Genomic DNA, 21,811 nt, shown 5'->3' with positions numbered 1-21,811 from the left:
CGAGCGCGACGAGCCGTGGCCGTTCGCGCTCGAAGTCCTCGATCCGGGTGCTGTCCATGGTCGGCCTCTCGTCGGTGCGGGTGTCACCTCTCTGACGCGGGGGACCCGCCAAGTGTGACGGGCCGGAGCCGACCGGTGACAGGGTTGGGCCCATGACCCGCGCGCGAGACCACTGGTCCCCCGACGACATCCCCGACCAGACCGGGCGCACCGTCGTCGTCACGGGTGCCAACGCCGGGCTGGGTGCCGTCACGGCACGGGAGCTCGCAGCCCGGGGTGCCAAGGTGGTCCTCGCCTGCCGCGACGTGGCGAAGGGGGAGGCTGTCGCAGCCGACCTCGCCGGAGCCGAGGTCGTTCGGCTCGACCTCGCCTCGCTCGACTCGGTCCACGAGGCGGCGGCGCAGATCAGCCAGCAGAACGAGCGGATCGACCTGCTCGTCAACAACGCGGGCCTGATGATGACGCCGCAGGGGGTGACCGCCGACGGGTTCGAGCTGCAGGTCGGCACCAACCACCTGGGCCACTTCGCCCTCACCGGGCTCCTGCTCGACCCGCTGCTCGGGACGCCGGATTCGCGGGTGGTGACCGTGACGAGCCTGGCGCACCGCTTCGGGGACGGCCGGATGGACTTCGACAACCTCCAGGCGGAGCGTGGCTACGACCCGATGGCCGCCTACGGCCGGTCCAAGCTGGCCAACCTGCTCTTCACGCACGAGCTGCAGCGGCGCCTCTCCGACGCCGGAGCGCCGACGATCGCGGTCGCGGCGCACCCGGGCCTCTCGCGCACGACGCTCGACCGGTACCTGCCGGCGCCGGTGCGTCCGCTCGTCGCCGCCGGCACGTGGCTGGCGGGGCAGAGCGCGGCGAAGGGGGCCATGCCCACCCTGCGCGCCGCCACGGACCCACGAGCGGTCGGCGGTCAGCTCTACGGGCCGAGCGGCTTCCGCGAGACGCGGGGCCGACCCGTGCCGGTCGGGTCCACCCGCGGGTCGCGAGACCCGGAGGCGATGCGCCGCCTGTGGGAGATCTCGGAGGAGCTCACCGGGGTCCATCCGCCGCTGGGTCCTGCCACCGCTGGCTGAGGAGCTCCACGCAGCAGGCGTCTCGCAGCGCGTCGCTCACGGGCCTGGTGTCGACCCGTCAGGTCTGCTCGCGCAGGTACCGCCCGAAGTGCGGCACGGTGAAGGCGATCCGCCCGCGCTCGCCGGAGTAGATCAGGCCCTTCTTCAGCAGCGCGTCCCGCGCGGGGGAGAGGGACTGCGGCTTCTTGCCGAGCAGCTTGGCGACCTCGGCGGTCGCGACGGACTCGATGTCGTCGAGCTCCTCGTCCCCCTTCGCCGCGGTGTCGGCGGCCACGTCGGCCATCGCCCGCAGGTACTCCCGCTCGCCGGGGGTGGCGCGCTCGTAGCGGGAGCCGAAGAATCCGACCGCCAGCTCCGACTCGGCCTCGGGGGAGGCGACCCGCACGTCCTCGGCCCGGATCGGTGACTCCGGCGCCTGGTCCCACACCGCCTTGCCGTAGGCCTGGATGAAGTACGGGTAGCCGCCGGTGGCGAAGTACAGCGCGTCCAGCGCCTCCTGCTCGTACCCGGCCTCCTCGTCCTCCGCCGGCGTGATGAGCGCGCGGTCGGCCTCCTCCCGGGCCAGCCGGTCGATCCGCTGGTACCGGAAGAGCCGCTCGCTGTAGGACTTGCTCGCCGAGAGCACCGCCGGCAGGTGCGGCAGGCCGGCCCCGACGACGATGAGGGGGAGGCCGTTCTGGCTCATCTCGTGGCAGGCGGCGCAGATCGCGGAGACGTCGTCGGGCTCGAGGTCCTGCATCTCGTCGATGAAGATCGCCACACCGCGTCCGAGGTCGGCGGCCAGTCCGCCCACGTCGGTGAAGAGCTCGACGAGGTCGATCTCGATGTCCCCGGAGTCGGCCCGGCCCTTGACCGCCGGCGCGTCGATGCCGGGGTTCCACACCTCGCGCAGCTTCGTGCCCGGCTTGGCGTCGCGCTGGGCGAAGGACTTGATCACCCCGAGGACGTGCTCGACCTCCTCCTCCCGGGTGTGCCCGAGCTCGCGCACCGCCTGGTGCAGCGCGCTGGAGAGCGGCCGACGCAGCCCTTGGTCCGGGCGCGCCTCGAGCTTGCCGGTGCCCCACTTCGCGCGCACCGCCGCGGAGCGCAGCTGGTTCAGCAGCACGGTCTTGCCGACCCCCCGCAGCCCGGTGAGGATCAGCGAGCGCTCCGGCCGCCCGCCGACGATCCGCTTGAGCACGACGTCGAAGCGTTTCAGCTGCTCGTCGCGACCGGCCAGCTCGGGAGGGCGCTGCCCGGCGCCGGGGGCATAGGGGTTGGTGATCGGGTCCACGATGCGACCGTATCCGGGTGTATAGGCGAAGGGGGATATATCCGCAGATTCGTGCATCGGCGCGTCGTCGATGCACGAATCTAAACCACTATTGAAACGACGCGATACACACCCATCGACGGCGATCGCGGGCAACGGTGCGAGACTGCTCACATGCCTGCTGCTACCCCCTCGTCATACTCGGTCACGATCCGACTGCACACCTCCACGGACTACGCGGTCGTGGGCCGGGTGGCCACCGTCATCGCAGAGCAGGGCGGCATCGTCACCGCCATCGACATCGCCGACTCCCGGCACGACCGGCTCACCGTTGACGTGACCTGCTCCGGCTTCAACGTCGAGCACACCGACGGCATCGTCGAGGCGGTCGACGCCATCGACGGCGTCAACGTCCACAAGGTCTCCGACCGCACCTTCCTGCTCCACCTCGGGGGCAAGATCGAGGTCCGCTCCAAGGTCGCACTGAAGACCCGTGACGACCTGTCCATGGCCTACACCCCCGGCGTCGGGCGGGTCTCCTCCGCCATCGCGCAGAAGCCCGAGGACGCCCGGCGCCTCACGATCAAGGGCAACACCGTCGCCGTCGTCACCGACGGCTCGGCCGTGCTCGGCCTCGGCAACATCGGTCCCGAGGCCGCCATGCCCGTCATGGAGGGCAAGGCGGCGCTCTTCAAGCAGTTCGCGAACATCGACGCCTGGCCGATCGCCCTGGCCAGCCAGGACACCGAGGAGATCGTGCGTGCCGTGGAGATGATCGCCCCCGGCTTCGGGGGCATCAACCTCGAGGACATCGCCGCGCCGCGCTGCTTCGAGATCGAGCGCCGGCTGCGCGAGAGCCTGGACATCCCCGTCTTCCACGACGACCAGCACGGCACCGCCATCGTCGTGCTCGCCGCACTGCGCAACGCCCTTCGCGTCGTCGAGAAGTGGCTCGAGGACGCGCACGTCGTCGTCTCCGGCGGCGGCGCGGCCGGTTCGGCCATCGTCACCCTCCTGCTGGCCGCCGGCGCGAAGGACGTGGTCGTCTACGACCAGGAGGGGCTGCTCTCCCGGGACGACGACTCCCTCTCCCCGCAGAAGGCGGAGCTGGCCGCCCGTACCAACCCGCGCAAGCTGCGCGGCGACCTGACCGACGGGCTCGAGGGCGCGGACGTCTTCATCGGCGTCTCCGCTCCCGACATCCTCAAGGGCGAGTGGATCCGTGACCACATGAACGAGGACGCGATCGTCTTCGCGCTCGCCAACCCCGACCCGGAGATCGACCCGGGCGAGGCGGCGCGGTACGCCAAGGTCGTCGCCTCCGGTCGCAGCGACTACCCGAACCAGATCAACAACGTCCTCGCCTTCCCCGGGGTCTTCCGGGGCCTGCTGGACGCCGACGCCGAGAACGTCACGACCGACATGCTCATCGCGGCCGCCGACGCGATCGCCGGAGTGGTCACCGACGAGGAGATCAACCCCAGCTACATCATCCCGAGCGTCTTCCACGCCGACGTCGCCGAGGCGGTGGCCCTGGCCATCGCGGGGGACGGCGGCAAGTCCGCCTCCGGGTCCACGGCGCCGATCCAGGTCGGCTCCCGCGCGACCGCGGCCCCCGTCGAGACCCAGAACATCCCGATCCGTTGAGCGCGCCGCGCACCTACCGGAAGGACACCTCCGCCGCACCCCGTGGGTACTCCTCGTGGGAGGCGGCGGGCCTGGTGTGGCTCGGCGAGGCCGAGGCGAAGGGGGGCGCCCGGGTCGCCGAGGTCCTCGACGTCGACCTGGACCACATCGACCTGGTCCAGTACGACCCCGCACCGGCGAAGACCACCCACGCCGACGAGCTCGGCGCCGCCCTGGCGACCACCCATGCCGAAGGGGCCCCGGCCTTCGGCTCCCCGCCCGCGCGCTGGCCGGGCCACGGTTTCGTCGGGCCGGCCGAGTCGCCGATCCCGATGCCGCTGGAGCCGACGAGCACGTGGGGTGAGTTCTACGCGGAGCAGCGCATCCGCGACCTGCTGCGCACCGGCCGGTCCCAGGGGCTGTGGGAGCAGGAGAGCGATCTCTTCGACCGTGTGGCGGACCGGGTGGCCTCCGGCGAGTTCGACGACGGGCGCCCGCCCGCCCGGCTGCACGGTGACCTGTGGGCCGGCAACGTGCTCTGGACCGCCGAGGGCGCGGTGCTCATCGACCCGGCGGCCCACGGCGGGCACGCCGAGACCGACCTGGCGATGCTGCTCCTCTTCCGCGCGCCCCACATCGCCCGCATCATCGCCGCCTACGACGAGGCGGCACCCCTCTCCGACGGCTGGGAGGGGCGGGTCGCGCTGCACCAGCTGCACCCGGTGATGCTGCACGCGGTCCTCTTCGGCGGCGGCTACGTCACCCAGGCCGTGGAGATGGCCCGGCGCTACGCCTGAGGGGCTCGGCGACTCTGCTCGCGAAGGGGGCTCAGCCGGTGGCCACGAGGGTCACCACGACGGGCAGGTGGTCCGAGAGCAGCGTCGGCACGGTGCGCGGGTCACTCGCGGCGAGGCCGTCGGAGACGAGGACGTGGTCGATCTGCTGCCGCGGGTCGTCGGCGGGGGAGGTGGGGGCTGGCCGGGCCCCCGACAGGGCGTCGTGCAGTCCTGCCCCGAGGAGGGCCTCCCACGAGGGGTCGCCGGGCCGGAGGTTGAAGTCGCCACCGAGGACGACCCGGTCCCCGCCCGGGCGGCCGACGAGGTCGGCGATGTCCCGCGCCTGGGCCAGTGCCCGGTCCGCGTCGTCCGCGACGGGGTGGGGCTGCACGTGGGTCGAGACGACCTCGAGGTTCCGGCCACCCTGGGAGACGTTCACCGCGAGGGCCTGCGCACCGGTGACGGCACCGTGCGAGGGCAGGGGGTGGGTGTCGACCCCGGTCACCGGGAGGTCCGTCAGGACGGCATCGCCCCACACCGGGTCGGCCGCCGGGCCGAAGCGGGCGTCCATGCCCAGGAGCACGGCGAGGATCTCGAGCTGGTCCTGGCCGCCGTTCAGCAGCCAGCCGCGGTCGACCTCGCTCAGGAGCACGATGTCGGGCTCCTGCTCCGCGATGAGGCGTGCGACCTGCGCGGGCTCGAAGGTGCCGTCCATGCCGTAGCCCATCCGCAGGTTCCACGCCACGACGGTGAGGGAGTCGTCGGCGTCGTCCGGCACGGCGACCGAGGGGATCGTGGCCTGCGGACCGAGGGCGGCCGTCACCCCGGCCAGTACCGCCGCGCCACCGACCGCGCTCGCGGCCACGAGCCGCCGTCGCGGCACGACGGGCTCGACGGGCCGCGGGTCCTCCCTCCGGCCCGGGGACCGTCGGTGCTCGGGGTGCGGCCTCCCGAGGGTGGCGAGGAAGCCCGCCCCGCCCAGCACGGCCGCCACCACCACGAGCAGCCAGTCGGCTCGGTAGCCCAGGTCGTAGCCGGCGTAGTAGGCGAAGAAGAGCACGACCCACAGGACGGCCCCGCCCGCCGCGGCGAGCGTCGGCGTGGTCCTCCCGGCGCCGGCAGCCCGTCCCGCCAGCGCCCGCAGCACCACGACGAGCGTCGGCAGGCCCACGACGTAGGCCGGGAGGGACCAGGGGCTCGCCGTGGCCGGCAGCAGCGTCCCGGCGGTCCCGGCCATCAGGCCGAGTCCGGCCAGCCCGGCAGCCGCAGCGGGCACCCGCCTGGGTGTCCCGGGCCACGCGAGGGCGACGGCGGCCACGGTCGCCACCGCCACCGTCACCGGGCCCCAGGTCTCCACGGTGGCCGACGCCCGCGCCGGGTTGGCCGCCCAGACGCCGGCCACCAGGTAGCCGGGCAGGAGCGCGAGGGCCAGCCCTCGTGGCGCCGGCGATCTCCTCCCTTCGCCACGGGAACCTCCAGCCAGCGCGCCGAGGACCAGCCCGGCCTGGACGGCCAGCAGCAGCCACGCCCAGACGTCGTCGCGCCACACCGCCCCCCAGGTGCCCAGGGCGGCATGGGTGGTGGTCGCCAGGGCCATCCCGACGGCGAATGCCTGCACCAGGCGGTCGCCCCGGCACCGGGCGGCCAGGCAGCTCCAGGCCACGGCGAAGGCGACTCCGGCCGAGGCCCACCACAGCTGCGGCCCACCGCCGCCCACGATCTGCAGCGCGATCCGGCACGCCAAGGCCCCCAGGAGGGCGGTCGCGAGGAGCACGTGGTCGGGGAGGGCGGGCACCCGCACGAGGAGCACCGGCAGGCAGCCCGCCAGCACGACCGCGAGCGCGAACCCTCCCATCGCCTCGGGAGGGGTCGAGGCCGCCTGCCCGAAGATCGTGATGAGCGAGGGCGCCCACACCCGTAGCAGGTCGATGAGCAGCCAGAAGCCGACCCCACCGGCCACCGTTCGCACCACCCCACGCACGGTCGCCATCCTGCCGCACCGGGGCCGGGCACAGGGGGCACGGGCCGGGGCGAAGGGGGGCAATCCCCACCCCGAGTGGGGGGAGCACGGGGCAGACGTGGCGGCCGGGCGAACCTAGGTTGGTCCCGTGACCACGCAGACCCTCACCCCACCCCTGCCCCGGCCGGGACCGGCGCGACGCTGGCTCGACGGCTGGGGCAGCGTGCTGCTCCTCGTCACCGGCGTCATCACCGGCCCCGTGGCAGGGCTGCTCGTCAGCCTCGTCATCACCGCGGTGCTGCTCGTCTTCGCCGGTGGGATCGGGCTGGTCCTGCTCGTCCCGGCGCTGTGGCTCTGCGGCCTGGTCGGCCACGCCGAGCGGCACCGGCTCGTCGGTCTCACCGGCCGCACGATCTACCCACCGGGGCGCTCGACGCACTCGTGGGTGTGGCGGCTGCTGCTCGACGAGCACAACTGGCGCAGCGTCTGCTACCTGACGCTGCACGCCTTCTGGGGCTTCGTCACGGGGACGATCACGCTGGTCGTGCTCGCCCAGAGCGTCGTGGTCCTCGCCCTGCCCGCCTACCTCGGACGCCTCCCCGAGGAGGGGCTGTCGGTCTACGGGCTGACCCACGTCGACGGCACCGCCGCCCTGGCCACCACCTGGGCGGTCGCCCTCGTCGTGCTGCTGCTCCTGCCCGTCGCCGCCCACCTGGCCACCACCGTCGACGTCATGCTCGGCCGCTGGCTGCTCGGTCGGGACCAGCGCCGGGTCATGGAGCACCTCAGCGCCCGGGTGGACACCCTCACCGACTCCCGTCGGGAGGCGGTCGACTCGGTCGAGGCCGAGCGTCGCCGCATCGAGCGGGACCTGCACGACGGCCCGCAGCAGCGGATGGTCGCCATCGCGATGACCCTCGGCATGGCCAGGGAGGCGGTCCACGAGGACCCCGAGGGCGCCGCCCGGCTGCTCGACGAGGCGCACCGGTCGGCCAAGGAGGCCATCGTCGAGATGCGCCACGTCGCCCGCGGCATCGTCCCGCCGATCCTCGCCGACCGCGGCCTGGAGGCGGCGCTCCCGGCACTGGCGGCCCGCTCGACCGTGCCGGTCGCCGTCGACGTGGCCGGTGTGGAGCGGGTGGACCCGACGACCGAGGCGATCGCCTACTTCGTCGTCAGCGAGGCGCTGAACAACGTCGCCAAGCACTCCGGCGCCGAGCGCGCCGAGGTGCTCGTCACCCGTGAGGAGCAGACCCTCACCGTGGTCGTCACCGACGACGGTGGCGGTGGCGCCGACCCCGGCAGGGGCACCGGCCTGAACGGCCTGCGCCAGCGGGTGGGCGCGGTCGACGGCACCTTCACGGTGGACTCCCCACCCGGTGGGCCCACGCGCCTGACCGCCACCATCCCCCTTCGCCCAGGACGGAGCCTGCGATGACCGACACCGACCAGCCCACCACCACGAGGGTGGTCCTCGCCGAGGACTCGGTGCTGCTGCGCGACGGCATCGTGCGCCTGCTCGGCACCGCGGGTTTCGACGTCGTCGCCGCCTGCCCGGACGGGGAGACCTTCCTCGCCGCGGTGGCGGAGCACGACCCGGACCTCGTCGTCGTCGACGTGCGGATGCCGCCGACCTTCACCTCCGAGGGCATCGTCGCCGCGCTGCAGGTCCGCGAGAGCCACCCGGAGACCGCCGTGATGGTCCTCAGCCAGTACGTCGAGGAGCAGTACGCCACCGAGCTCGTCGCCTCCCGGACGAAGGGGGTCGGCTACCTCCTCAAGGACCGCGTGGCCGACACGAGCGAGTTCATCGCGGCGCTGCGCGAGGTCGCCTCCGGCGGAACGGTGCTCGACCCGGAGGTGGTCACCCAGCTGCTCACCCGCGCCCGCCACCAGGACCCGCTCGCCGCGCTCACCGCGCGGGAGCGCGAGGTGCTGGGGCTCATGGCGCAGGGGCGGACCAACTCCGCGATCGCCCGGGAGCTCTACATCTCGGGCGGGGCGGTCGAGAAGCACGTGACCTCGATCTTCACCAAGCTCGACCTGCCGCCCACGGACGGGGACCACCGCCGGGTGCTCGCCGTGCTGCGCTGGCTGGACCAGGGGGACTCATGACCACGACACCCGGTGCACCGACATCCGCGGAGCCGACCGATCCCGAGCTGCGGGAGCGCTACCGGCGCGACGCCGAGGCCCAGCGCGAGCACCGCCGGGCCGCCGAGGCCGAGCGTGCCGCCGAGGTACGGCCCGCCCGCACCCCGAAGGGCCCGATCAGGACGGTCGCCGCGCTCCTCACGCTGCTGCTCGTCGCCGGCGTCGGTCTGGCCATGCTCGGCCCGATGCTCAAGCACGAGGAGACCAGCACGCGGGCACTGCCGAAGGGGGTGGACGCCCTGCGGGTCAGCTCGGACGTCGGCCGGGTCCGGGTGCGCGCCGTGGAGCCGGGGGAGGAACCGGGCGTGACGCGGACCGTGACCTCCGGCCTGCTGGACCCGGACGTGTCGGTGCGGACCTCCGGGCGCGAGGCGACGCTGACCGCGGACTGCCCCGAGCTGACCTCGGGGGTCTGTCGCGTCGACTGGCTGGTGCTCGTCCCCGAGGACACGGCCACCCGCATCGACCAGGGAGCCGGCGGGGTGAGCGTCGAGGGCCTGGCCGGTGACGTCGACGTCCGCAGCGGGGTGGGCAGCGTGAACGTCGTCGACGCCGCAGCGGACCGGGTCCGGGTCGACCTCGGCGTCGGGGACGTCGACATCGACGTGGCGCAGCCGCCGCGCCGGGTGCGGGCGGACCTCGGGGTCGGCGACCTGACCATCCGGGTGCCGGGCAGGGTCCCCTACCGGGTGGACGCCAGTGGGCAGGACGTCGCGAACCTGGTGGAGCAGGACCCGCAGGCACCTCGCCGGATCAGCGCCACGACCGGTGTCGGTGGGTTGACGATCCGACCGCGCTGACCGCCGAGCTGACACGTTCCTGCTCGTGTCCGGCTAGGACGCCGGTTTCGCCTCGCAGGCGCCCTTGCCCAGGGAGTCCAGCGTGCCGACGACCCGGTCGTAGGTCTTCGGGTGCTGCTTCGGGGTCGCCTTCTCGATGACGTGACCGTCCAGGTTGACCCGGGTCGGCTGGTAGGTCGCCTTCGAGCTGGTGACCTTGCCGTCCTTCTCGCGCAACGTGACCGTCGCGTAGAGCCCCTCCTGGGTCTCGGTCCGCAGGGAGGACGCGGTCTTCGGTGACTGGTTGGACAGGAAGTTGCCCATCCCGTAGAAGACGGTCTTGCCGTTGATCGTCTCGCAGGGCTGGACGACGTGCACGTGCGTGCCGAGGATGAGGTCGACGGCGTCGGACTCCAGCAGCGTGCGGGCCATCTCCCGCTGCTGCTGGGTGGGCTCGGTCTGGTACTCCATGCCCCAGTGCATGCTCACGACGACGAAGTCCGCGCCGTCCTTCTTCGCCGCCCGCGCGTCGGAGAGGATGCCCTCGGTGCCGACCTTCGGCCAGAGGTTGTGGCCGGTCGAGGGGGCCTCCGGCGGGACGGTCGTCGTCGGGCTGCCGTCGTTGTAGAGGGTGTAGGTGTAGGCGAGCTGGGCCACCGTGGCGTCACCGACGTCGTAGGTGGCCCGCCGCCGGTCCGGTGAGTCCTTGACGGCCGGCCCGGCGTAGCCGAGGTCGTTCTCGGTGAGGACCTTCCGGGTGTCGGCGACGCCCTGCCGGCCCCGGTCCCAGGTGTGGTTGGAGGCGAAGTCGCACCCGTCGTACCCGACCTTCGCCGCGGCGGTGGCCAGCTCGTGCGGGCTGTTGAAGACGAGCACCCCGGAGCGCGTGAGGTTCGTGTCGTCGGGCGAGAGCGGGGTCTCCATGTGGCACAGGGCCAGGTCCGCCGCGGAGATGTCCTTGCGTACGTCGCGGAACATCGGGACGAAGTCGTAGCCCTTCCCCTCGGCGTCCTGCTGCGCGCTCTCGAGCACCGAGGAGTGCGGGAGCAGGTCCCCGGAGGCCGCGAGGGTCACCTGCGTGGTGCCCGGCGGTGCGCTCGGCGAGTCCGACGCACCGGAGGGACCCGAGGACGTCGAGGGCGCCGAACTGCCCGACGCGTCCTTCGACGGGTCATCACCCCCCGCGGTGCTGCCGGCGCAGCCGGCCAGCAGCGTGAGGACCAGTGCGCTCCCTGCAAGGCTTCCCCGATGCCGTCCCATGGCTGCACGCTACGCGCGGTGCGGTGCTGCCTCCCGCGGCGGCACGCCGCCGGGTCAGGAGTCGTCGACGAGCAGGACGATGAGCGTGCGCGGCCCGTGCACGCCCTCGAAGCGCACCAGCTCGATGTCGCTCGTCGCGCTCGGTCCGCTGATCCACGTCAACGGGCGCGGGTGTCCCGAGCCGTCCGGCCGCAGCCGCTGCACCGCCTCGGGGACGTCGGGCACCACCTGGTCGCTGCGCACGACGCAGACCTGGGTGTCCGGCACCAGCGTGACCTCCCGGCGGCCCTGGTCCGGGCCGTGGTCGAGGACGACGGTGCCCGTCGTGGCGATGCCGACGGCCGACCCGGTCAGGACCGCGTCGGTGCGGTCGAGGTCGTCGTGCGTGACCGTCGGGGAGTCGCGGCGGACCTGCACCACGCCATCGATCGTGCGCACCCAGTCCTCGTCGACCCCGTCGGGGACGATCACGGACCGGCAGCCCTCGCGGCGCAGCACGTCGGCCACGGTGGTGGCGACCTCGTCACGTCCGACGCGGATGACCTGCGCCTTGTAGTCGGCGACCCGCTCCACGAAGAGATCGAGTACCTCCGGCGCGGCCGGCCCGGGCTGGTCGTGGACCGGCGGACGTCGGGTCTCCTGCGGGGGGCTGGTGACGTCCGCGGTCGCGTCCCTGACGCGGGCGAGGATGTCGTCCCTGGCGGTGCTCATGCGCTCGTGCCCCTCTCGCGGGCCCACCACTGCCGGAAGGACTCGGTGGGCGGTGTCGGTACGTCGCGGGCGCTGGTCCAGGCCCCGAGCCCGGGCACCCCGCGGATCGTGCGGTCCCGGACGACGTGCCCGACGACGTTGGAGGCCTTCTGCGCGGCACCCAGGCGCTTCGGGTCCGCCAGGACCCACTGGGCGGCCCGCAGGGCGGCCGACTCGGCGTTCGGGCGCTCCTGCTCGACCACGCGGCCCCGCAGCTCGATGAGCAGGTCGGGGATGTTGATCTTGACCGGGCAGACCTCGTAGCAGGCTCCGCACAGGCTGGAGGCGTACGGCAACGACTTGTCGATGGGGGTCTCGGTGCCGCGCATCTGGGGGTTGAGCACAGCGCCGATGGGGCCGGGATAGACCGACCCGTAGGCGTGGCCGCCGGTGCGCTCGTACACCGGGCAGACGTTCAGGCATGCCGAGCAGCGGATGCAGCGCAGCGCCTGGCGTCCGAGCCGGTCGCCGAGCACGTGGCTGCGGCCGTTGTCCAGCAGGACGACGTGCACCTCCTGGGGGCCGTCGCCCTCGTGCACGCCGGTCCACATCGACGTGTAGGGGTTCATCCGCTCCGCGGTGCTGGAGCGGGGGAGCAGCTGCAGCATGGGCCCGAGGTCCTCCCAGGTCGGCAGCACCTTCTCGATGCCGACCACCGAGACCAGCGTCTCGGGCAGGGTCAGGCACATCCGGCCATTGCCCTCCGACTCCACGACGACGAGGCTGCCCGTCTCGGCGATGGCGAAGTTCGCGCCCGAGACTCCCACCTTCGCCCGCAGGAACTTCTCCCGCAGGTGCAGGCGCGCCGCACTGGCCAGCTCGGCCGGGTCGTCGGAGAGCCCCTCCGGGGCGGGCCGCCCGACCTTGCCCATCTGGTCGCGGAAGATCTCCCGGATCTCGCTGCGGTTGCGATGGATGGCAGGGACGAGGATGTGACTGGGCAGGTCGTCCCCGAGCTGGACGATCAGCTCGGCCAGGTCGGTCTCCCACGCGTCGATGCCGCCGGCCTCGAGCGCCTCGTTGAGCTCGGTCTCCTGGGTCGTCATCGACTTGACCTTGACGATCTCCTCGGTCGCCTTGGCGCGGGCGATCTCGAGGACGATCTGGTTGGCCTCCTCGGCGTCGCGCGCCCAGTGCACGGTGGCCCCGCCCGCGATCAGGTTGCTCTCCAGCTCCTCGAGATGCTCCGCGAGGTGGGTCAGCGCCTCCTGCTTCGCGTCGGCGCCGGCATCCCGCAGCTCCTGCCAGTTGGAGATCTCGTCGACGACCCCGGCCCGCTTGTCCCGGATCGTGTGGGTCGCGTGGTGCAGGTTGTGCCGTTGCTGGGCGTTGTCCAGCGCAGCCCTGGCGGCGTCGGGGAAGGCCGGCATGCCGACGAAGGTGGGAGGCGTGTCCCGGACGGGGCCGGGCTCCGGCCGGTGGTCACGCCAGGTGGTCCGTCGGGACTCGGACGCCGTCATGACTCGTCCTCCTCAGTGCTCGCGAGGATCTCGGCCAGGTGCATCCACCGCACGCCCGACCGCTGTCGGTCCAGGATCCCGCCCATCTGGGCGAGACAGGAGTTGTCGCTGGCGACGAGCACCTCGGCCTCGGTGGAGACGACGTTGCGGGCCTTGTCCGAGCCCATCGCGATGGAGACGTCGGCGTTCTTCACCGCGAAGGTCCCGCCGAAGCCGCAGCACTCCTCCGCCCCGGGGAGCTCGACCAGGTCGATGCCCTGGACTGCCCGCAGCAGCCGCAGCGGCCTGTCGCCCACGTGCAGCATGCGCAGTGAGTGGCAGGTCGGGTGGTAGGTGACCCGGTGCGGGAAGTAGGCCCCGACGTCGGTCACGCCGAGCACGTCGACGAGGAACTCCGAGAGCTCGTGGACCTTCGGCGAGGTGCGCCGGACCCGCTCGACGAGCCGGTCCTCGCCGGCGTCGCCGGCGATCCACTCGTGCTGTTCCCGGACCGAGCCCACGCACGAGCCCGACGGCGCGACGACCGCGTCGTAGTCCTCGAAGACGTCGACGAAGCGCTGGACGAGCGGCAGGGCGTCCTTGCCGTAGCCGGTGTTCGTGTGCATCTGGCCGCAGCAGGTCTGCGCGGTCGGGAAGTCCACGTCGACGCCGAGCCGTTCCAGCAGTCGCACGGTGGCCTTGAGCGTCTCCGGCCACATCGTGTCGTTGAAGCAGGTGGCGAAGAGGGCGACGCGGCCCACGGGAGCATCCGGGCCAGGACGCTCGACCGCATCCCCACCAGGAGACACATGACGATGACCAGGCCGACGCTCCATGGCAGCACCTTCCGGAGGATTGCGGACTCCTGACCGACCATACCCACTGCGGTTGGTGGCAATCGTCACGTTCAGCGGGCTGAGGAAGGCGAGCGCAGCCGACTACTTGAGGAACTTGCTCGTTCGCCGGTCGGCGAGCGGTGTGCCTCCCGTCTGGCAGGTGGCGCAGTACTGCAGCGAGCTGTCGGCGAAGCTCACCTCGCGCACGACGTCCCCGCAGACCGGGCAGGCCTCTCCCGTGCGTCCGTGCACGCGCATCCCCGCCCGTTTGGCGTCCTTCAGCTCGGCCGCGGGCTTGCCGCTGGCGGCCGCCACGGCGGAGCGGAGCGTCTCCTGCAGCGCGTCGTGGAGGGCATCCACCTGCGCGTCGGTGAGCCTGGCCGTCAGCGCGAAGGGGGACAGCCGCGCCACGTGCAGCACCTCGTCGGAGTAGGCGTTGCCGACCCCGGCGATGATGCTCTGGTCGCGCAGGACCCCCTTGATCTGGGCATTGCGGCCGGCGAGCAGCTCGCCGAAGGCCTCCCGGGTGAAGCCGGTGGAGAGCGGGTCGGGCCCGAGCCGGGCGATCCCGGGCACCTCCTGCACGTCGCGGACGAGGTAGGCGGCCAGGCTCTTCTTCGTCCCCGCCTCGGTGACGTCGAAGCCGGAGCCGTCGACCAGCCGGACCCGCAGGGCGATCGGCGACCTGCCGGGCCGCACCGGGGTGCGGGGCAGCTTCTCGGACCAGCGGATCCAGCCGGCGCGGGCCAGGTGAAGCACGAGATGGGTTCCGTCGCAGTCGATGTCGAGGAACTTCCCGTGGCGGTGGACCCCGTCGACCGGGGCACCCTCGAGGGCCTGCGGCGGTGGGTCGAAGGTCTTCAGCACGGAGAAGGAGGCCAGCTCCAGGGCCTCGATCGCCAGCCCGTCGAGCCGCTCGCCGAGGAAGTCGACGAGCGCCTGGACCTCGGGCAGCTCAGGCATCGCGCTGGTGGGTCGAGACGAGTGCCTCGCGCATCTGGTCGAGCATGAGGTAGCCGTCGGCGGCGCGGCACACCGGCAGCTCGACGCCGACGTGCTGCTCGTAGGCGTCGGTCGCGATGGGCGTGAAGTGGCTGAGCAGCTGCTCGGTCGCCGAGAGCAGCCGGATGCCGATGGCCCGGACCTTCTCCGGCAGCTGCTCGGCGAACTCGCCGTAGATGCTCGGGTCGTGCTGCCCGTCGTCTCCGACGAGGACCCACCGCACCTGCGGCAGCTCCCGTGCGAGCCGGTGCAGGCAGGCCCGTTTGTGGTCCTGCCCGGAACGGAACCAGCCGGTGTTCGTCGGGCCCCAGTCGGTCATGAGCATCGGGCCCACGGGGTAGCCGGCCCGGCGCAGGAAGCGCATCAGCGGGGGCACCGCGTTCCACGCCCCCGTCGAGACGTAGACGATCGGGGCGCCGGGGTGCTGCTCGAGCAGCTCGCGGTACATCGTCGCCATGCCGGGGACGGCGCGCCTCGTGCCCTCGTGCCGGAAGAAGGTGTTGTACGCCGCGATCATCGGTCGCGGCATCGTCGTCGTGATGATCGTGTCGTCGATGTCGGAGACGATCCCGAAGGTCTGCTCGGGGTCCACGACCAGGACCGCGGCCGTCGTCTCGGCCGCCCGCGGGGAGAGCAGCCGCAGGTCGTGCCACCCCGGCTCGAGGCCGTGCTCGACGATCGTCAGGTCGATGATCCCGGAGCGGTCGGTCCGGGTGCGGTACTCGCGGTCACCGATCATCACGGTCACCGGCTCGCCGACGGCCGGCGTGGTGAAGAAGAAGCGCCAGCCGCGCCGTTCGTTCTCGGCGGTGCGCAGCTCCAGCCACGTCGCCCGTGCGTCGGCGCCCGCCGGCTTGTAGGGGCGCCGCGTGATGAGCACCCGACCGAGCACCCGCACCCGGTCGGTGCTGCCGTACCCGGTGAAGGCGAGCACGCGGGTGCCCCAGTCCCGCCGACGCATCAGCCCGGCGGCCTGACGGTTCCAGGCGTCCTCGAAGAGGGCGGCGGCGTGCGGTCGAGGCATAGGACCGAGCCTAGGGGAGGATGTCGCCCGTGAGTGAGCGAACCCCGGCGCAGCAGCGGCACCTGGACCTGGTGTCGATGGGCTGTCGGTGGCGCCTGGACCTCGACCGGCTCGATGCCGACGAGGCACGGGCCACGGCCGCGCGCTGGCAGCGGGCGGCGGAGCTCCTCGGGTCGGGCACCCCGGTGCTGGACCCCGAGCCGGAGACCCTCGTGGCCAAGGGGTCGGCCTACACCCTCTCCCGGGAGCTGACCCGCGCCGGCCTGCTCCGGCTGCGTGGCCGGGCCAGCCTGCTGCACGCTGCTGCGCTGGCGGACGAAGGGGGCCGCGCCCTCGTCCTCGTCGCCGCCTCCGGCGGTGGCAAGTCCACCGCGACCCGCGAGCTCGGGCGGGGCCTGGGCTACATCAGCGACGAGACCGTCGTCCTCCTCGCGGACGGGCGGATCGCGCCGCACCCCAAGCCCCCTTCGCTCATCGCCGACCCGACGACGCCCGGGGACAAGGTGGAGCCCTCGCCGGACGAGGTGGGCCTGCGGGCGACGCCGGCGCGTCCCCGGATCGCGGCGCTGCTCACCCTCGAGCGGGACGCCGCGGTGACCCGGCCGGTGATCGAGACCGTCGGCCTCCTGGACCAGGTGCTGGCGATGCTGCCGCAGACCTCCTCGACGTGGTGGCTGCCGGGCGGCCTGCACCGGCTGGCCGAGGCCGCCACCGCCGGCGGCCCCCCGTCTCGGCTGCGCTACGCCGAGATCTCCCGCTGCCGGGAGCTCGTCACCGAGCACCTCGCGAGCGCCGCTCCTGCCGAGCAGACCTGGGAGCACCTGCCGCCCCCCGCCGGGACCGATCCCGCTGGGGCCGACCTCGACGGCGCTGCCGACACCGGCGAGGACCTCACGGCCGCAACGCGACTGGTGCGGGCACCGTGGTCGGACGCGATCGCGGTCGATCGGGAGGTGCTCGTGCTGGCGGAGGCACGCCCCCTTCGTCTCGGTGGGGCCGGTGCCGCCCTCTGGCGGGCCGCGGACCGCCCGCGAGCCCTCGCCGAGCTCACCGACCTCGTGATCGCCGATCTCGGCGGGCACCCACGGGCGGTGGAGCAGGTCCGCGCCGCGGCCTCCGACCTGCTGGAGCACGGTGCCCTGCTGCGGGACTGAGCGTTAGCGTGGGGGCATGATCCTCATCGTCGTGAAGTACCGGACCAAGCCCGAGTGGACGCAGCGGTGGCCGGAGCTCGTGCGGGAGTTCACCGAGGCCACTCGCGCGGAGCCGGGCAACATCTTCTTCGAGTGGAGCAAGAGCCTGGACGCCGAGGACGAGTACGTGCTCGTCGAGGCCTTCCAGGACGACGCGGGCGAGGCCCACGTGACCAGCGACCACTTCGCCAAGGGGCTGGAGGCCATGAAGCCGGCCCTCGCCGAGACCCCGAGGATCATCAGCCGCACCGTCGAGGGTGCCGGCTGGGACGAGATGGGTGAGCTGCGGGTCGACTGACCCTGCCCGGTCGGCGATCAGCCCTTCGAGGCTCCTTCGTCGCGCCTCAGGAACCGCCGGCGACGAAGGGGGCGACCCGGTCCTTGGGCCGACCGATGATCGCCCGGTCACCCTTGACGATGACCGGACGCTGCATCAGCCGCGGGTGCTCCACGAGCACCGTGACGACCTGGTCCACGCTCGCCACGTCGGCGTCGGTCAGGCCCTGCTCCTTGAAGAAGGAGTCCCGGCGCACCAGGGCGGTCGGCTCGTCCTCGAGCTTGCCGATGAGCTCGCGCAGGGCGGCCTCGTCGAGCGGCTCCTTGAGGTACTGGACGACGTCGGCCTCGACACCCTCGCCCTCGATCGTCTCGAGGGCTGCGCGGGAGGTGGAGCACTTCGGGTTGTGCAGCAGGGTCAGGTCGCTCATGGAGCCACGGTATCCGCCCCCTTCGAGACGGCGCTGGCGCGCCTCCTCAGGGTGCCAAGGCATAGTCCACGACCACCGGTGCGTGGTCGCTGATCCGCTCGGCCGCCGACGCCGGTCGGTCGGTGCCGGCGGTACGTGCCCTTCGTGCCAGGGCCGGGGAGGCGAGGTGGTAGTCGATGCGCCACCCGGTGTCCCTGTCGAAGGCACCGCCCATCCAGGACCACCAGGACCACGGGCCCTTCTCCTCGGGTTCCGAGCATTATAGGAAATGATGCACGATTCGTGCATCAGATGAACGCTGGGGGAGTAGGGCGCTCACTGTCCCGAGGTGTCGGTGGACGCGTTCTCGAAGCGTCAGGCCAGGCTCGAGACCCGCTGACGGGGCGGGTCTTGCCTGGTCGATTGCATTGGGTGCATGATATGTGCATCTGGTGCCGCATGGTTAGGGAGGTCGAGTGGTGGGGTCTGAAGGGCGTGGCGAGCAGCCCGCGTCGGTGTGGTCGCTGCTGCGTGGCGATGTCGTCCACTTGGATCCGCAGGAGGCCATGTGGACGGCGATGCAGCGTGGGTGGCGCATGCAGCAGGGGGCTCGGATGTTGTCGCAGACGACGATCTCCACTCGGGTGAGGGCGGTCGAGCGGTTCTTCGAGTTCACCGGGGAGTACCCGTGGGCGTGGCAGGCTGCGGATATCGAGGCGTGGACGGTTGAGCTGCGGTCGCGGCAGCGGGCGTACTCGACGATCCGCTCGTACCAGATGTCGGTGGCCATGTTCTGCGACTACCTGGTCGACGCCCGCTATGGGTGGGGGGAGGCGTGCTTCGAGCGGTTCGGGACCCACCCGGTGCAGGTGTGTCATGAGTGGAACGTGGCTCGGCATGTCAGTGAGTTCGAGTCGAACCCTCGGGTGCGTCCCTTCACCACGGCCGAGGTTCAGGCTCTGTTCGACTTCGCTGATGAGCAGGTCGTGAGGGCCGCGGCGTCCGGGCGCAAGGGAGCCTTGGCGGCCTTCCGTGATGCGACCCTGCTCAAGACGACGTACGCGTTCGGGCTGAGGAGGGGCGAGGTCACCAAGCTGGCGGTCACGGACTTCCACCGCAACTCTGCCGCACCGGGACTCGGGTCGTTGGGGTCATGCTTGGTGCGTTACGGCAAGGCGTCGAAGGGATCTCCCCCTCGACGGCGCACGGTGCTGACCGTGTTCCCGTGGATTGTGGGGGTGATGGAGGAGTACCTCGAGGACGTGCGCCCGATGTACGGCGTGGGCCAGCGCACCATGATGTGGCCGACCGAGCGTGGCGGCCGGGTCAGTGCCTCGTATCTCGAGGGCCGGTTCCGGCAATACATCGACGGCGCTGGCCTGCCCGGTGAGCTGCGCTTGCACAGTCTTCGCCACTCCTACGTCACCCACCTGGTCGAAGCGGGCTGGGACCCCTACTTCATCCAACAGCAGGTCGGTCACGCGTGGGCGTCGACGACCTCGATCTATGCCGGGGTCAGTTCGGACTACATGAACACGATGCTGCGGCAGGCGTTGGGAAACGCCGTTGCCGACGGCGTCCTGGAATCACGGGGTGTGGCCGCCCGGCCACCCTCGATAGGTGAGGAGGGAGCAGGACGATGAGGGCCGTGAAGTACACGTGGAACCTGCGGAAACTGATGGCCGATCGGGGCATGTTCGCCACGAGCGACTTGGTGCCCCTGCTGGCCGATCGGGGGGTCGAGCTCTCGCCCTCGCAGGTCTACCGACTCGTGACCGGGACTCCTGAACGGTTGAGCCTGCACGTGCTGGCTGCCCTGTGCGATGCCCTGGAGTGTGAGCCCGGGGACCTGATCGAGCCGTACACGATCGCTGCCACGACCCGGCCGAAACGAGCGGCCGGCGGAACCTCGCACGATTCCGATGCGCCGTCGACTTTGGGCCGTCCCCGCCGGGCGGAGGTGTTCAGGGAGTAGCTCCCGACAGGTGTGGAACGACCTCAAGGCACCCCGCAGCAACGGGCGCACATCTGCGCGTCAGCCCTCGAGACTGTCCTCGCGGCGTACCCCACCGCCTCGGTGGACAGCATCAGCGCGGCCTTCGACGCGGCGGCGCCACGCGTGGAGACGTTGAAGCGCCTCTCGAGGCAGGTGCTGAGACGTCCCGACGAGCTGGTCCATCCCACGGGGGCCATGTCGCGGTTGGTCTACCGCCTGCTGATCGAGCTCCAGCGCCTCGACGTCGCCGGGCTCCCACCCCTTCGTTGCGTGGGGTGTGGCCGGGATGACGTGGTGCTCGAGCGGGCACACCCCGAGGGCAGGCAGTGCAATCGGTGCTACGAGCGTGTCCGTCGCGAGAGGTGCCTGCTGTGCGGTCGGGACCGGCGCGTCCATCGCAGAACCGCCGAGGGGCCGGTGTGCCAGACGTGCGCCGCCACGGATGAGTCGACGTGGCGCGAGTGTGCCGTGTGCGGGGAGGTCCGCAGGGTGAACCAGCACCGATCGGATGGCCCGATCTGCCTGCGCTGCTACAAGCGGCAGGCGGCACGCTCGTCCATCCGGGGGTCCGCCCGCGATCGCCGCGCCGCCCGCGTGGCGATGGTCATGGACCAGGTCTGCTCTCTCGACCCGCACGCGGGGGAGACGGCGACGAAGGAGGCGATCGAGCGTGTCGCGTCGGCGGACAACCGGCTGGCCTCGCTGGCCGCCTACCTGACGGAGCACCCGGGAGCATTGGGCCGTGGCGACAACCGCGCCCCGGTGGTCGTCGCTGACCTGATCGCTACGCTGGCCGAGACCGGCGTGTCTGGGCTCGTCGCGCCGGCCTGCCAGCATTGCGGGGACGTCAAGCGTTTGCCGCATCCCCGCGAGAACGGTCACCGCATCTGCGGGAACTGCCTGCGCAAGGCGAACACCCACCCGTGCAGTGAGTGCGGGCGCGTGCGGCCGGTCGGAAAACGCCTCGATGAGGACACGGTCCTGTGTGCGCACTGCTATCACAAGCGCAAGCCCCACCACCCGTGCTCGCAGTGCGGACGCCTGAAGCCCGCGGCCGACCACGGGGGGCCGGGCGGAGGGCCCCGCTGCTCAGGGTGTCGCCGCCGAGACCGGACCACGTGGGAGGCATGCGGCTCCTGCGGCACGCGGGCACCGGTCGCGAGCAGGGACAAGGCAACCAGGGAGGCGTTGTGCGCCAACTGCTACCAACCGCCGACCAGCCGCTGTGACCTGTGCGGGCGCACCGAGGAGAGCCGCTCCAAACGGGGCGGTCTGACCATCTGCGTGAAGTGCTATCGAGGGCGCTGGGAAGCCTGCGCCCTGTGCGCGCAGACCACGTGGTGCTACAGCCACGCCGGAGCCGTGACGTGTCTGCGGTGCATCCTGACGGCTCAGCTGACCGACCTCGTCGCCGGGCCGGAGGCCGGCCGGCCCAGCGGCTGGGAGCCATTGGCCGTGGTGATCCAGCAGGCTCCGGTACCGCGAACCCAGCTCAGGTGGCTGCGCCACAGCGAAGGTGCCCAGGTGGTGCGTCGCCTGGCGTCACACGGAGTGGCCCCCAGCCACGAGGCGCTGGACGAGGCCGCCGGAGATCGCGGTGGAGCGGCCGCGGCCATCGAACACCTACGTTCTCTGCTCGTGGTAAGCGGCTCCATCCCGAAACGGGACAACCCGTTGGCCCGCCTCCGGGCCGACCTGCAACGCCTCGTCGATACTGCGGCCCCAACGGATCGATCCATCCTGGATCGGTACGCGCGGTGGCGGGTCCTGGCAGCGGCACGACGCCGAGCCGAACGAGGCGGGTTGAGTCACGGTCGTCGGTACGCCAGTCGTCACCAGGTCGTGGTCGCTGCCAGATTCCTGCAGTGGCTGCACGAGAGCGACAGTGACCTGGGCACGTGCAGCCAGGGACAGCTGGAGATGTACCTGTCCGAGGCCCCCACCCAGCGCAGACCTCTGCTGCGATTTCTGCGCTGGGCCCGCCGCCAGCGGCTCC

19 protein-coding genes and 2 pseudogenes are annotated in these 21,811 nt (G+C 72.1%); 11 read left to right on the top strand and 10 right to left on the bottom strand.

Annotated features, from left to right (window positions below; translation table 11 throughout):
- Positions 1 to 152 precede the first annotated feature (152 nt).
- Positions 153 to 1,082: an oxidoreductase gene (locus JCO01S_RS13180; protein ID WP_068256581.1), complete on the top strand. Its 930-nt coding sequence runs from the start codon at positions 153 to 155 to the stop codon at positions 1,080 to 1,082.
- Between the two features lie 58 nt (positions 1,083 to 1,140).
- On the opposite strand, the gene JCO01S_RS13175 is transcribed toward JCO01S_RS13180, so the two are convergent.
- Entirely contained in the window at positions 1,141 to 2,355 is a 1,215-nt protein-coding gene (locus tag JCO01S_RS13175; protein ID WP_068256577.1) for an ATP-binding protein, read from the bottom strand.
- A 153-nt stretch (positions 2,356 to 2,508) separates the two neighbouring features.
- Here JCO01S_RS13175 and JCO01S_RS13170 point away from each other — a divergent pair, with 153 nt between their 5' ends.
- Positions 2,509 to 3,981, top strand: coding sequence for an NAD-dependent malic enzyme (locus JCO01S_RS13170; RefSeq protein WP_068256575.1), 1,473 nt, complete (start codon positions 2,509 to 2,511; stop codon positions 3,979 to 3,981).
- Positions 3,978 to 4,757 (top strand): fructosamine kinase family protein, encoded by a 780-nt coding sequence (locus JCO01S_RS13165; RefSeq protein ID WP_068256573.1) that lies wholly within the window; start codon positions 3,978 to 3,980, stop codon positions 4,755 to 4,757. The genes JCO01S_RS13170 and JCO01S_RS13165 overlap by 4 nt, the downstream gene beginning before the upstream one ends.
- A 31-nt stretch (positions 4,758 to 4,788) precedes the next feature.
- Here the strand turns inward: JCO01S_RS13165 and JCO01S_RS13160 are convergent, their stop codons facing one another.
- A complete protein-coding gene (locus tag JCO01S_RS13160; protein WP_068256571.1) occupies positions 4,789 to 6,726 on the bottom strand; it encodes an endonuclease/exonuclease/phosphatase family protein in 1,938 nt (645 codons plus the stop codon).
- A 118-nt stretch (positions 6,727 to 6,844) separates the two neighbouring features.
- Here JCO01S_RS13160 and JCO01S_RS13155 point away from each other — a divergent pair, with 118 nt between their 5' ends.
- From JCO01S_RS13155 to JCO01S_RS13145, 3 genes are read left to right on the top strand one after another with little or no spacing between them, the layout of a single operon-like run.
- Positions 6,845 to 8,134, top strand: coding sequence for a sensor histidine kinase (locus JCO01S_RS13155; RefSeq protein WP_068256569.1), 1,290 nt, complete (start codon positions 6,845 to 6,847; stop codon positions 8,132 to 8,134).
- Positions 8,131 to 8,811 (top strand): response regulator, encoded by a 681-nt coding sequence (locus JCO01S_RS13150; RefSeq protein WP_068256566.1) that lies wholly within the window; start codon positions 8,131 to 8,133, stop codon positions 8,809 to 8,811. Before JCO01S_RS13155 ends, JCO01S_RS13150 begins: the two co-directional genes overlap by 4 nt.
- Positions 8,808 to 9,650, top strand: coding sequence for a DUF4097 family beta strand repeat-containing protein (locus JCO01S_RS13145; protein WP_068256563.1), 843 nt, complete (start codon positions 8,808 to 8,810; stop codon positions 9,648 to 9,650). Before JCO01S_RS13150 ends, JCO01S_RS13145 begins: the two co-directional genes overlap by 4 nt.
- A 33-nt stretch (positions 9,651 to 9,683) precedes the next feature.
- Here the strand turns inward: JCO01S_RS13145 and JCO01S_RS13140 are convergent, their stop codons facing one another.
- From JCO01S_RS13140 to JCO01S_RS13115, 6 genes are all read right to left on the bottom strand, one after another.
- Positions 9,684 to 10,889 (bottom strand): CapA family protein, encoded by a 1,206-nt coding sequence (locus JCO01S_RS13140; RefSeq protein WP_084342914.1) that lies wholly within the window; start codon positions 10,887 to 10,889, stop codon positions 9,684 to 9,686.
- Between the two features lie 54 nt (positions 10,890 to 10,943).
- A complete protein-coding gene (locus JCO01S_RS13135; protein ID WP_068256556.1) occupies positions 10,944 to 11,600 on the bottom strand; it encodes a LutC/YkgG family protein in 657 nt (218 codons plus the stop codon).
- Positions 11,597 to 13,099 (bottom strand): lactate utilization protein B, encoded by a 1,503-nt coding sequence (locus tag JCO01S_RS13130; RefSeq protein WP_068256554.1) that lies wholly within the window; start codon positions 13,097 to 13,099, stop codon positions 11,597 to 11,599. Before JCO01S_RS13130 ends, JCO01S_RS13135 begins: the two co-directional genes overlap by 4 nt.
- Entirely contained in the window at positions 13,096 to 13,839 is a 744-nt protein-coding gene (locus JCO01S_RS13125) for a (Fe-S)-binding protein (protein ID WP_281189212.1), read from the bottom strand. Before JCO01S_RS13125 ends, JCO01S_RS13130 begins: the two co-directional genes overlap by 4 nt.
- Positions 13,840 to 14,016: 177 nt before the next feature.
- On the bottom strand, positions 14,017 to 14,877 hold the full coding sequence (locus JCO01S_RS13120; protein WP_068256547.1) for an Fpg/Nei family DNA glycosylase: 861 nt from the start codon (positions 14,875 to 14,877) through the stop codon (positions 14,017 to 14,019).
- Positions 14,870 to 15,940: an App1 family protein phosphatidate phosphatase gene (locus JCO01S_RS13115; protein WP_068256544.1), complete on the bottom strand. Its 1,071-nt coding sequence runs from the start codon at positions 15,938 to 15,940 to the stop codon at positions 14,870 to 14,872. The genes JCO01S_RS13120 and JCO01S_RS13115 overlap by 8 nt, the downstream gene beginning before the upstream one ends.
- A 29-nt stretch (positions 15,941 to 15,969) precedes the next feature.
- On the opposite strand from JCO01S_RS13115, the gene JCO01S_RS13110 reads away from it, so the two are divergent.
- Positions 15,970 to 17,094: a hypothetical protein gene (locus JCO01S_RS13110; protein ID WP_068256541.1), complete on the top strand. Its 1,125-nt coding sequence runs from the start codon at positions 15,970 to 15,972 to the stop codon at positions 17,092 to 17,094.
- Positions 17,095 to 17,110: 16 nt separating this feature from the next.
- Positions 17,111 to 17,431, top strand: coding sequence for a putative quinol monooxygenase (locus JCO01S_RS13105; RefSeq protein WP_068256538.1), 321 nt, complete (start codon positions 17,111 to 17,113; stop codon positions 17,429 to 17,431).
- A gap of 46 nt (positions 17,432 to 17,477) precedes the next feature.
- Here the strand turns inward: JCO01S_RS13105 and arsC are convergent, their stop codons facing one another.
- Entirely contained in the window at positions 17,478 to 17,840 is a 363-nt protein-coding gene (gene arsC / locus JCO01S_RS13100; protein WP_068256535.1) for an arsenate reductase (glutaredoxin), read from the bottom strand.
- A 46-nt stretch (positions 17,841 to 17,886) separates the two neighbouring features.
- Positions 17,887 to 18,090, bottom strand: a pseudogene (locus tag JCO01S_RS15525) (endonuclease/exonuclease/phosphatase family protein); the annotation flags it as partial.
- Positions 18,091 to 18,433: 343 nt separating this feature from the next.
- Here JCO01S_RS15525 and JCO01S_RS13095 point away from each other — a divergent pair.
- The 3 genes and pseudogenes from JCO01S_RS13095 to JCO01S_RS13085 form a co-directional block, all read left to right on the top strand.
- Positions 18,434 to 19,462, top strand: coding sequence for a tyrosine-type recombinase/integrase (locus JCO01S_RS13095; RefSeq protein ID WP_245634442.1), 1,029 nt, complete (start codon positions 18,434 to 18,436; stop codon positions 19,460 to 19,462).
- Positions 19,459 to 19,794: a helix-turn-helix domain-containing protein gene (locus JCO01S_RS13090; RefSeq protein WP_068256532.1), complete on the top strand. Its 336-nt coding sequence runs from the start codon at positions 19,459 to 19,461 to the stop codon at positions 19,792 to 19,794. The genes JCO01S_RS13095 and JCO01S_RS13090 overlap by 4 nt, the downstream gene beginning before the upstream one ends.
- Before the next feature lie 510 nt (positions 19,795 to 20,304).
- Positions 20,305 to 21,811, top strand: a pseudogene (locus JCO01S_RS13085) (hypothetical protein); the annotation flags it as partial.

Source organism: Janibacter corallicola NBRC 107790 (genome assembly GCF_001570965.1).
Taxonomy (GTDB): Bacteria; Actinomycetota; Actinomycetes; order Actinomycetales; family Dermatophilaceae; genus Janibacter; species Janibacter corallicola.
The sequence above is the reverse complement of the archived record's forward strand: the minus strand, read 5'-3'. Positions and strand labels throughout refer to the sequence as shown.